The sequence below is a fragment of the Spirosoma liriopis genome, from assembly GCF_023196085.1.
GTDB lineage: Bacteria > Bacteroidota > Bacteroidia > Cytophagales > Spirosomataceae > Spirosoma > Spirosoma oryzicola.
Window position 1 is genome coordinate 227148 of sequence record NZ_JALPRF010000004.1, and the last position, 12052, is coordinate 239199.

Genomic DNA, 12052 nt, shown 5'->3' on the forward strand with positions numbered 1-12052 from the left:
ACATTCTGAGCTAGTGCATTAAACCCCCAATCCATAATGATGTCTATAGCATAGATACTCAGTAGAATACGCCTACTAAAAATTCAGTCTGGTAGCGTTTTCCGGTATAAATCAAAAAGTTTTACGAGATAAGCTTAATCCTGTGCGGTATAAACAGGTAGTGCAGCATTTCATTGAATGAATAAACGAGAGCCTGATTACGGAAGTCAGAACTTTACCTACCAAGTGAAATTGCCCGCGCAATTCACAAGTTGGAATGGCTTTTATGATGAGTTGTTCCGCCTGGGACTTATTCAACCAACAACAACTATCGTTCGCATCAACCTCTTTCGGGCAACCGATACCATAAAAGAAAACGAAAGTCCTTCGGTCAGTTTGACGTTTGAGCGTCAGCATATCGAACGAATGTGTCTGGAGGAGTACCGTCAACAACGAACGATTCAGGCCAGCTACTTGCCGACTGTTCAGGAATTAGAGCAGCTAATTCAAATCGTGAGCAACCAAGCCACCCGATTGAACGATTGGGATTTACTACTCAAGCTCAATGCGCTATTGCACTACAAGCAGCAACAGGAAAACGAAGAAAGCAACCATCACGTTCAGTCTGGGCACTAGATGATTTCGCAAATTACCTTAATGCGGTGATGAGGTAAATATCGCCGTACTAACCCGAAACGGATGGCGTCTGGTATGGTTACGCTGATTCGCTGAATTAATTGGGCTTTACTCGCTTGACACTAAATTTAGTGAACAATCAGGACGGCTGGTCAGTTGACTCATACCACTCACTAGGTCAAACAAGCTTTTTACCAGTAATGGACGGAACCAACGAGTCAGGGAAGGCAACAAGATCTCAATCATTATATGGGCTACTTGCTCTACTAGGGGTTCTTTCAGTGGGTGGGATGCAGGGGGGATGGCATCTTATGAATGATCCTTCGGGGCAGTGGCTGGCTGTTTCGCCTAATCGGTTCACCTGGTTGACCACCGATTTTTTCCTGCCTGGCCTCTTTGTCTTTGTCTTTTTTGGCTTTACTCCTCTCTTTTTAGCCTATGCCATTCAAGTACGGTTGAAGTGGCCTTTGGCCGAATCCTTCTTGAGTGATAGTGGCGATCATTGGGCCTGGGCTGCTGCAATGGGTTTAGCAACGCTACTGTTTATATGGACAATGGCATTGGTAATGGTGGTTGGCTTTTGTACTCTTTATCAAGTGGTTGATGCGTTGATGAGCCTAGTCATTTTAAGCTTTCTATTGCTGCCTTCAGTTCGCAGGGCACTTAATTAGGCTTTTCCATTGACTGCTTTTCCGGCATTATAGGAAATGTTTTCCGTTCATTCCTTCCCAAAATTTCGGGAACTCCTGAAGCAGCCTATTGCCCATATCTACAGTTGTAGGTATCCCCCTTTGTTCCATTCTAGTTTGAGCTATGACCAATTTATTCAAAATAGGTTAGCTATCCATCGGTTGTTTCATAGTTCTAAAAGCAGTAGGAGAAACCCCTTTTTCTTCCATAAAAACTCGCCTAAAGTGCCGGGTGCTGCCAAAGCCCACTACACAGGCTACTTCGGTAATGCTCAACGTGGAATACTTCAGTAATTCTTCGGCTTTTTGCACACGAAGGGTCCTCAGGTAAGGCGTTGTTGACATACCCGTCAGCGCCATCAGCTTGCGATACAACGAGTTCCGGCTCATGCCCATTAACTGACAGATCATGTCGTTATCAAGCGCTACGTTGTCTAAATGATCTTCCAGAGTTCTTCGCAGTTTCGTCAAAAACTGATCTTCCTTCGCATCGGTTTCTCCAAGCGAAACTGAACCGGGCTGCAAATCACCCAGCGCCCGCTGACTGTAATAGCGCTGTAACCGCCGTTGGTTCTGTAGCAAATTACTCAGCACCAAGAGTAACTCTTCCCGTTGGAATGGCTTAACCAGATACGCATCGCCCCCCCGCCGTAAGCCTGTAAGTCGATCATCTGTAGCAGCCCGGGCCGTGAGCAGTACAATAGGAATGTGGCTGGTGCGTTCGTCACTCTTCAGCGTACCGCAGAGTTCGAAGCCGTCCTTGAGCGGCATCATCACATCGCTGATAATCAGGTCAGGTATTTTCTCAAGAGCCAGATCAATACCTGCCTGCCCGTTTGGAACACAAAGGACTTGGTAATCAGTCTGGATACAGGAAACAATGTAGCGGGCCACATCGTCATTATCTTCCACCAGCAGTAGTACCGGCTTGTCCGCGCCAGCATCAGCTATAAGTTCGACTTTGTCCGGCGTGGTCGGATACGGGACAATCGGCTCAGCACTAAGCGTCAGGGACACTGTATTCTGTCGGATCTGGCGTAACCGGATAGCAAACTCAGCTCCCTCGCCAGGCTGGCTTCGCACGGCTAGTCCGCCGTTCATGAGTACCAATAATTCCCGCACCAGCGAGAGTCCAATACCCGTTCCGGAAACTGGCTGCGTCGGATTCATCGGTGCGGATCGCTGGTAGAACCGGTCGAAAATGTGCGGGAGGTCCTGCGCGCTGATACCGGGACCAGTATTGCGAACATGAATTGAAATCCAGGGCCCTTCGCCGGGCTGTGTCGGTACGACGGCTTCGTAGTAATCGTTTGTCAGGGAAGGATATATCGGATAGATGGCCAATGTACAGGAAACGAGTCCACCGGCGGGAGTAAATTTAAGGGCGTTGGTGAATAAATTGGACAGGATATCGCCTAGTTTATCCCTATCAAAGTCGGTATCAAGTTCGGACTGGTCGGCCTGAAAATGCAGCTGAATGCTTTTTGTAGTGGCCATGGCCTGGAACGACTCGGCGACGTACTGGATGAAGCCAACCAGATCGGCCCGGACGGGTTGCAACGACATGGCCCCGGCTTCCAATTTTGTCAGATCCAGAATTTGGTTGACCAGCCTCAACAGACTTTGGCCGTTACGCTCAATCATGCTGGCCGATTGCTTCAACTGAGGATCTGCCTGCTGGTGAAGTCTGTCGGCCATGCCCAGGATGATCGTTAGGGGGGTACGGAACTCGTGAGAAATGTTGGCGAAAAAATGGGATTTGGCTTCGTCGAGCTGCTTTAGATCCTGAGCCTGCCGGGCAATAGTTCGGGTAGCCTCATCAATTCGGGTTTGAAGCCTAATCTGTGCTTTGTGGTATTGCCTGTTCCGCCACCGTCCCCATCCCCAAACACCACCCAGCATTAGAAACGCCATCGAAAAGAGAAACCAGCCGCGCAAGTAAAATGGCCGCAGTACGCGTACCTTAAAAGACAGCGGGACCGCCGACATCCGACCGTCGGCGGCCTGCCCCTTTATCAGCAATTTGTAGTCGCCGTAGGGCAGATTACCCAGCCGCAGGTAGGGTTCGGCCTGGTAGTGCCAGGTATCAGCTAACCCGCTAAACTGGTAGGCATACTTGTTTTTCTGAGCGTCGGTGTAATTAAGCAGTGCAAAGTGAAGAATACTGCTCCGGTCATTGGGTTGCAGCGTGATTTGCCTGGTTTTGATGAGTTCTTCGGTTTTGTCGACCAGCGTGTTGCGACTGGCATCGAACTGACGAAAGGAGACCAGACGCAAGGGTAAGGCGGGTAGGGCGGGCTCGGCGTCAAAATCACGGGGATCGAAGGCAGTCACCCCGTTGAGTCCCCCGAAGTAAAGCCGTCCCTGCGCATCCTGATAATGGGCAATGCGGTTAAATTCGTTGTGGGTGATGCCTTCCTGCTCTGTGTAAGTACGGGTAGTGAGCCGAACCGGATCGAACTGCATGATACCGTTGTCGCTACTAAGCCAAAGATGGCCTCGCCGGTCGGCATACACCGCGTAAATGTTATCGTTGTTCAGGCCATCGGCCCGTCTGAATTGGCGATAGCGGCTTTGGGAGCGATCCCAGCGAACCAATCCGGCATTGGCCGTTGCCAGCCAGAAAAGCCCGCGTGGGTCCTGGTAAAAATGCTGATAGCTGTCGGCGGGTAATTTAAAAGAGCCTTTGCCCCCACTCCAGTAGCGGGCCGTAACGCCCTTTCGGGGATCGACCGTGTAGAGCCCTGTGCTAGCACACAGCCAAAGGGTGCCTTGCCGATCGGTATTGATGTGGAGTACATAGGCCTGCGCTAATTCAGGAAACTGATTGTAATCCCGGAAGGCAGTAACCTGGTTTGTGGTCGGGTCAACCACCCACAAACCGGGTTCGCCACCGGCCAGCAACCGGCGGGGATTGTTCGAAAAGGGGTGAATGGTCCAGATGGTTCCCGGACCGGGTATAGAGGTCACAGTGCGTTTCGTGGTTCGGTAATCGTAGGCGATCAGCGTGTAGCCCTCGCACAAATAAAGTTTACCATCCAAGTTTCCGCTCAAACTAACCAGCGACCGGGGCCTATCCAGCAGTAGGTGGGCCGATGCCCCCGAACGGTTGCTGGCAAATAAACCTATGCCGTTCTCCAGATTCGTGTAGAGCGTGTCGCCCACGGCGGTAATGCCCCGAACGGCGGGTTGTTTTCCGGTACCGGACTGGTAGAACAAACGCTCGAAATAGTGCTGGTTGAGCCGCATCTGGTAGAGGCCAAAGCTGGTTCCTAACCAAAAACTTCCGTTTCGGTCGCGAAAAAAACTTCGGTCATCAAGAAGACCACTGGCTAGTTGATCACTGACATCGAGGGCAATCCGGTCGGCCGAATCATGCAACTGGTACCCATTCCAAATCCGTCCGCTTTGATCAAAGGCGTAAGCAACACGTTGTTGCAATTTATTCGGTTGGAGAATAGTACGGGATCGCTCCTGCCGACGCCCCGATTCATCGATTTTGTACAGTTGTCCTTTGTACGGATACTTTTCGTCTTCTTCAACCCAGTAAAAGAATTCGGTACCAGCATGGCGCTGACCTAAACAGGTATGAATTGGTCCAGAGTGGACGTATGCATGCAGCACGCGTCCGTCCGGTGTTAGTTCCACTAATTGGCTCCTGTTGGCAATCGCCCAAACGGTATTTCGGGTGGTAACAGCCGCCAGCATCAGGGTTTTGTACCGGGGTAACGGCACAGTCTTTAAACCCGACTTTGGATGGTAGACATTTAATTTGGCGGGCTGATAATCGATGAAAAAGATTGTTCCGTCAGGGCTATTCAGGAGCCGTATCTGCGGCAATACCGGGGGATGATTGCGTCGGGTCTGGTTGAAGCGTTTCTCGAAGGAGGTCGCTACGCCTGTCAGGGGATTAAAAATGGTAATGGCCGATTTACCCTCAGGACCTAAGAGCCACAACAGTCCGTCGGCGTCCTGAGCGATGGATTGAATATCGTCAAAACCAAGCCCGTTTTTTCCCCGGGTATAAGTCGTAAACGTAGTCCCGTCGAAGCGGTTAAGCCCAAACCGGGTACCAAACCACATAAAATCTTGGCGATCCTGAAGGATAGCGTTCACTTCACGATGAGCCAGACCCTGCTCGGGGCCATAGCGTTGAACAAACGCTCCGAAATGCTGCCCTCCGGCCAATGAGCAGCAGCCAAGCAGCAAGGTATTGATCAAGCTAATTAATAGCCAATGGATATGCTTTACTATTTGATGCTGTTGATAGGTTGGCAACGTAAGGTAGGCCATTCGTTTACTATGTACTTCAAGTATGAGATTAAGTTGCTTTCCTACCCTCCCTTTTGCCTGCATAAATGAATCAGGCTTTTCTCCGCTGATAGCAAATGGCTAAGCCAGATAGGACAGCACGGTGATCGAGTCAAACCGAATGAGCATCTCATGGAATCGCTCGTCTTGAATACCCCGATTTGTAGTAGTAAAGTATTATTATTTTGTTTCTATCTGATACGAGTCGGCAAAGATTCAACTCGTTGGGCGAAATATGCACATTTTTGACTAAAACATGATCATATTTCTATTGTCTGAATTCTAGCTTTGAGCAATCATCCAATGTATAGGAGTTCCCCTTTTTACTCTGATCAATCTCAAGCCTATTGCGCCTTTGCTTACCCGCTCGTTTCGTGCATACCCAAACACCTAATCGTAGCTGACTTATCTGGCTGATCAAAAAAACTAGGTCAGCTAAGTCCGGCAAAGACCTCTCGGCAACCTTAAAGGCGACGGCAGTAGTAAAACCCGAGGCCGTTTTTATTACTGCCGAAGACAACGCGGAGATCCTGTATCCAGCCGGTCAAACCATTCTTACGACCGAGAAATAAGGAGGCCGCTACAGTGAAAGTTTACACGTTTAAGAAGCTTGTTTGACACAGGCCAGACAAGGCTAGGATAGATCCTTCTTTGACAGGATTAAAAGGATTTCCAGGATTCGCTGAACTGGATATTTTACAAAATAAATCTTTAAAATCCTGTTAATCCTGTCAAACATATAGCTTACTTCTAAGCCAATTCTAAGTAGTCTTTAAGCTTTCTCTTAAGTCTAAGCGGTAGTTTGCAGAAACTCCTCACACAGCCTGGTGCGGTAGAGAGGAGCATAAACCCAACTTACCATGAAGACGTACATAACTTTGTTCCTTTCGGGATTGGCTGTTACTACGTTAGCGCAGACGCCAACACCCGATGCTAATACGCTGATGAATCTGGGTCAGTTCGACGAAGCAAAAACGCTTCTTAGCCGAAATGCTCAGCAAAACCCTTCCATGCAAACCAACTTCGACGCTGGTTATGGCTACCTGCGCGCGGGCCAGCCTGACTCGGCCCGCGTTTGGTTTGAGAAAGGACTCTCGCTGGACGAAAAGCGCGTTCCGTTGAATCAGACGGGGACGGCCATTACGTACCTGGTCAAAAATGATCTGGCTAATGCAGGCCCTAAGCTTGAAGAAGTTGTCAGTAAGAGCAAAGGCAAAAACGCCGAGATTCTTTTCCGAATCGGTGAAGCCTTTACCGGTTATCTGTCTCCGGGTAACGGCTCAATCAAGCCTGTTTATCCAAAAGTCGTGGATGCTGCCAAAGCCATCGATTTCCTGAACCGAGCTGCTGATCGCGACAAAAAAAATGCATCTATTCAACTAGCGCTGGGCGATGCGTATTATCTGAATCGGGATGCGGGAACCGCTGTGTCGCGTTACGAAAGTGCTCTTGAATTGGGCATGAATGCGTCGCGCGTATACCAACGTATTGGTGACATCTACTGGCAGGGTAGAAACCTGAATCTAGCCGTCGAAAACTACCGAAAAGCCATCGACGCTAATCCGAGCTATTCCCCCGCCTACAACCAACTAGCGGAATTGTACTTCCTGGTAAACCGCTATAAAGAAGCAGCCAGCTACATCGATCAGTATGTAAACGTATCGAAAGACAAGCGACAGGAAACGCTCTTACGACAGGCGCAGTTTCACTTTCTGGCAAAAGATTACCAACGTACTGTCAACCTGATTGACAGCAACCGCACGGCACTGGCGCAGAACCCAATCGTGTATCGCATTGAAGGTTGGGCGTATTCGTCGCTTAAGCAACCACAGAAAGCAATCCAGAACATAAATACGTTTCTGGAAAAAGCACCGGATAAAGCCATGCCTGACGATTACAAATATTTGGGCAATGCGTACTTAGGCATTGAAAATCCGGGTAGTGATTCGCTCAAAGTAATCAATGATTCGCTGGGCATAATGAACTTGGCCAAAGCCGCTCCCTTCGATACAACGGAGAATCTGTACAGCGACATTGCCAAGTATTATTACCGGGCTAAGAAGCATCCGCAGGCCGTTGCGGCACTCGATTCAGCCGCTAAGCATGGGTTCAAAGCCGACGTACAGGATTTGTTCCGCTACGGCATGAGCAATTATACACTCGGATTTCAGCGGGATAGCTCAGGCAAACTCGTTCGGGATACGGCCCGCTTTGCGCTGGCCGACTCGGCGCTAGCTTTGGCGCAGAAAGCCTCACCTGAGTATGCACCTACTGTGTTGTACCGGGCCAAAGCGAACTACTATGCTTACGCACCGGAAGAAGCCGTTCGGAATGGTAAGGCAAAACCATATTTTGAAGAATTTATCAACATGGTAGCCGACAAACAAGAGGAGAGAAATCGCTACAAGAAAGATCTGATTCTGGCGTTTAAGTACCTGATTTCCTATAACGAACTGGTTACTAAAGATGCTAATGCCCGAAATGAATGGCTTCAAAAAGGGCTGGTGTTCTTCCCGGAGAATAAGGACCTGGCAAAGATTGCCGCTCCGGAAACTGATACGGTTGATCAGTAAAGCCTTTTTTCATAGTTGACTATATCTTATATACAATCGCTACCGGGGTGCCGATTCCTGGTAGCGATTTTGTGTCTTAGAAAAACGACGCAAACGATGAGAAGCTGCTACCGCAGAAAGCGGTTTTTATCGTGCAAAACACGGTATTCCTTCGCCGGCTCTCACTTGAGAAAAGAAGTGGTTTGTCAATCCGTTTGAATTGTTGTTTGGAAGCTTTCTTGGTTCAATCTATACGGAGTATACGGGTGTATCTCACTTCTTTATTTAAGTATGAAAGTATTGCTGGTTGAAGACGAAGTAAGTCTGGCTTCGTTCATTCGCAAAGGTATTGAGAGTGAAGGTTACGAAATTGATGTGGCTTACGATGGCTTGGTGGGCCAGCACTTGGCTGACAATAACAGTTACGACGTTATCGTTCTGGACGTTAACCTGCCTCACGTAAATGGCTTCACGCTTTGTCGGCACATCAAGCAGAACTCCCCCCGGCTACCCGTGCTGTTATTGACCGCGCTGGATAGTTTACCTGATAAAGAAAGTGGCTTTGGCGCGGGAGCCGACGATTATTTAGTTAAGCCCTTCGAGTTTCGCGAATTGATGCTACGGATTAAAGCGTTGGCTCGGCGAAACCACGCTTTTTCAGGACTAAAAACGGTGCTACGCGTAGCCGATCTCGAATTGGATACCGAAGCCCACTCGGTTAAGCGCGCTGGACAACGAATAGAATTGACCGCCCGTGAATATGCGCTTCTGGAATACCTGATGATCAATCAGGGGCGGACCGTCAGCCGGGTCGATATTGCCGAGAAAGTGTGGGATCTGCACTTTGACACAAATACCAATGTGATTGAGGTCTACATTAATTACCTACGCAAAAAGATAGATAAGGATTTTAGCCCTAAACTCTTGCATACGGTTATAGGCATGGGCTACGTGTTACGAAATTAACGATGCAGATAAAACACAAGCTGATCCTGTGGTTTTCGTCGCTGGTAGCGAGTATTCTGCTCCTTTTCTCGATCTATGTCTACAGCACCTATGCCAGCTTCCGGCAGCGGTCTATTGAAGATCGGCTGGAACGGAAAGCACGCGTAACGGAGCAGCTACTAACGCTCAGAGGATCGGTAGCGGGTAGCGTTATTACGTCGATGCCCGAACAGGTTGAGTTTGTGTATTCACCCGCCGACAGTCTAATTTACGCCAGTCAAGCCACCAACGATTTCGTCGCTGATTCCGCTTTTCGGCAACAGGTACGGCGGGAGCGACTTGTTCGGTTTCAGTACGAAAGTTCCGACCATATGTACCCCAAAGATGGTGTTGCGCTGACCTATGCGGGTGTTTCGCCTTCGCCAGATGGACGAGAGTATGTAGCTATTGCAACCGCCTACGATCAGGATGGCTACCAACGGCAAAAGAATCTGCGCGACCTGTTTGTTGTCGGCAATGTCGTGGCCATCAGTCTGGTTAGTTTACTGGGTTACTTTTTTTCCCGACAGGCACTTAAACCCCTCAACAAGCTGATTGATCAGATCAACACCCCGGCGGCCAGTACGTTGCCCTTCCGACTGCGGCCTGACAACGTCCACGACGAGGTAGGCGTACTGGCGCAGGCGTTCAACGACTTACTTACCCGACAGGAACGGCTAGTTGAGAACCAACGCTCATTTATCGCTCAAGCATCCCACGAGCTTCGGACCCCCCTGACGACCATCAAAGGCTGGCTGGAAACGTCGCTGCTCTACGATACCGATGCCGAAAACCTTAAGCGGGGCATGACCCAGGCCGTTACCGAACTGGATAAGCTGACGGCTTTGGCCAATGGGCTGTTACAACTAGCTCGCATTGATGGCGTTGATGCTCAGCTTGATCGTCAGCCTCTCGAACTGGTTGAGATTGTCCTCGATGCCGCCGATACGCTCGGTCAGCAACGGGCAGGGCAATCGCTGTCTGTTCAGCTCAGTGATGGAGTTCTTGAACAACCCACCCCTGTTATGGTTCTGGGCAATGCGCACCTCCTTAGAACGGCCTTATTAAATCTGCTGGACAACGCAGTGAAGTATTCAAATGGTCAACCCGTTACAATGTGTCTGGAAATGGATACCGAAGAACGCGCGCGCATCCGAATTGAAGACCAGGGTATTGGCCTTACTCCGGGTGAAGAAGAGCAGGTTTTACTGCCTCTAGTACGGGGTTCGAACGTGCAATCCATCGGTGGCTTTGGCATCGGATTGACGTTGGCACACCGTATTATAAGCTTGCATCAGGGGCGGCTCCAGCTACGCCCCAGGCCCGAAGTCGGGACCATCACGGAGGTTACTCTGCCTTTACAGAATGCTTGACCCGTTCTAATACAAACTAATTTGGCTCTAATTTGGCTCTAATATCCGGCCCGTAGCTTTGGGGTTATCCATCAGGTTAATCAACATGCACAGGCTGAAAAAACGATATATCGGGCTTTTTATCGCACTGGTCAGTGGCTGGGGCGGACAGAGTTTAGCGCAACCAGGTGCTCCGTTATCGACAGCCGCCAACCCGCTTACCTTATCTAAGGCGCTGGAACTGGCTCGCACCAATTACCCTAGTTTGCGGGGAAAACTGGCCAACATCCGGGCGGCTGAATCCGATGCGCAAGCGTTAAATCTATCTTTGTTGCCACAGGCGGGGGTTCAGGCACAGACGCTGAACGCTACATCGAATCAGGTTCGGGGTGCCTATGTATCCAATGGTGGACTCCTCTTACCCATTTCAGGCGTGCGAACCGATGGGTTCAGAAACCAAGCGGCATGGACAAGTGGGCTTTCGATGGTGATCGACTGGGAAGCCATCACGTTTGGCCGTCGGCAGGCCCGGAGGACTCAGGTTCAGCTGGCAGTTGAGCAAGCCCAGGCCGACTATGAGGGTGAATTATTTACGCATCAAGTACGGGTCTGCGATGCCTATCTGTTGGCGCTCAACGCGCAAAAATCGGTAGCCTTACAAACCGCTAACCTTCGGCGGTCGCAGGAATTACAACGAATTATTCGCGCCAGTACGGAACGGGGCCTCCGACCCGGTATCGACAGCGCCGTAGCCAATACCGAAGTGGCCCGCGCACAGTTACAGGTACTGGAAAGTCAGCAGTTAGCTCAGCAGCAGGTACTTCGACTCACCGAGTTGATTGGTCAGCCGAATCCTACTGTCCAGTTGGATTCGATGGTCTTTTACAACCAGCTTCCTCAATTGCCGCTAACGCCCGGTAGCAATTCGGCGTTGCATCCACAATTACGGGTTTATCAAAAGACGATTGACCTGGGGCGGGCGAACGAAGCCCTCTTAAAAACATCAGCCTTACCATCCATTTCGGTACTTGGCTCGCTCCAAGGACGCGGTTCGGGAATTAGCGAAGCAACCCAGGCTGACGGTACGTTCCGCATCGACCCGTCGTTGGGAGCAGGTCTGCCGCTACGGTCCTACAACTATATCGTGGGTGTGACGGCCATCTGGCGACCAACCGATTTATGGCGAACAAAATATGTCGTATCGGGCCAGCGGGAACGGGTCAATGCCAGTCAACAGGCGTATGAGCAACAGGCGCTAAGCATTCAGGCGGCTAGTCAGAATGCAGTTTTGCAGTTACAACTGGCCCAGGCTCGTGCGCAACAGGCTCCGCTTCAACTGGATGCCGCCAACCAGGCCTACATTCAGTCTCAGGCTCGATACGAATCTGGACTGGATAACATCCAGGCTCTAACCCAAACGAGTGCACTACTCAATCGGGCTGAGGTCGATCAAGCTTTGGTCACGAATAGTGTCTGGCGTGCCCTGCTCTTACGGGCTGCTACCGCTGGTGATTTAGATTCCTTTCTCCAACAACTTCCCCGCTAACTA

7 protein-coding genes are annotated in these 12052 nt (G+C 50.1%); 6 read left to right on the top strand and 1 reads right to left on the bottom strand.

Annotation, left to right across the window (positions count from 1 at the left end; genetic code table 11):
- Nucleotides 1-177 precede the first annotated feature (177 nt).
- Both M0L20_RS23195 and M0L20_RS23200 read left to right on the top strand, forming a co-directional pair.
- On the top strand, nt 178-615 hold the full coding sequence (locus M0L20_RS23195) for a hypothetical protein (protein WP_248479378.1): 438 nt from the start codon (nt 178-180) through the stop codon (nt 613-615).
- Between the two features lie 200 nt (nt 616-815).
- A complete protein-coding gene (locus tag M0L20_RS23200; protein ID WP_248479380.1) occupies nt 816-1286 on the top strand; it encodes a hypothetical protein in 471 nt (156 codons plus the stop codon).
- 165 nt (nt 1287-1451) lie between these two features.
- Here the strand turns inward: M0L20_RS23200 and M0L20_RS23205 are convergent, their stop codons facing one another.
- Nucleotides 1452-5597, bottom strand: a complete 4146-nt coding sequence (locus M0L20_RS23205) for a hybrid sensor histidine kinase/response regulator transcription factor (RefSeq protein ID WP_248479382.1) — start codon at nt 5595-5597, stop codon at nt 1452-1454.
- Nucleotides 5598-6475: 878 nt separating this feature from the next.
- Here M0L20_RS23205 and M0L20_RS23210 point away from each other — a divergent pair.
- The 4 genes from M0L20_RS23210 to M0L20_RS23225 all read left to right on the top strand — a co-directional run bounded on the left by M0L20_RS23210 (nt 6476) and on the right by M0L20_RS23225 (nt 12049).
- Nucleotides 6476-8188 (top strand): tetratricopeptide repeat protein, encoded by a 1713-nt coding sequence (locus M0L20_RS23210; RefSeq protein ID WP_248479384.1) that lies wholly within the window; start codon nt 6476-6478, stop codon nt 8186-8188.
- 270 nt (nt 8189-8458) lie between these two features.
- The gene (locus M0L20_RS23215; protein ID WP_248479386.1) at nt 8459-9133 is read left to right on the top strand and encodes a response regulator transcription factor; all 675 of its coding nucleotides are present in this window, start codon (nt 8459-8461) and stop codon (nt 9131-9133) included.
- Nucleotides 9134-9135: 2 nt separating this feature from the next.
- Nucleotides 9136-10524, top strand: coding sequence for a HAMP domain-containing sensor histidine kinase (locus M0L20_RS23220; protein WP_248479388.1), 1389 nt, complete (start codon nt 9136-9138; stop codon nt 10522-10524).
- 85 nt (nt 10525-10609) lie between these two features.
- Nucleotides 10610-12049, top strand: a complete 1440-nt coding sequence (locus tag M0L20_RS23225) for a TolC family protein (protein WP_248479390.1) — start codon at nt 10610-10612, stop codon at nt 12047-12049.
- Nucleotides 12050-12052: the final 3 nt, after the last annotated feature.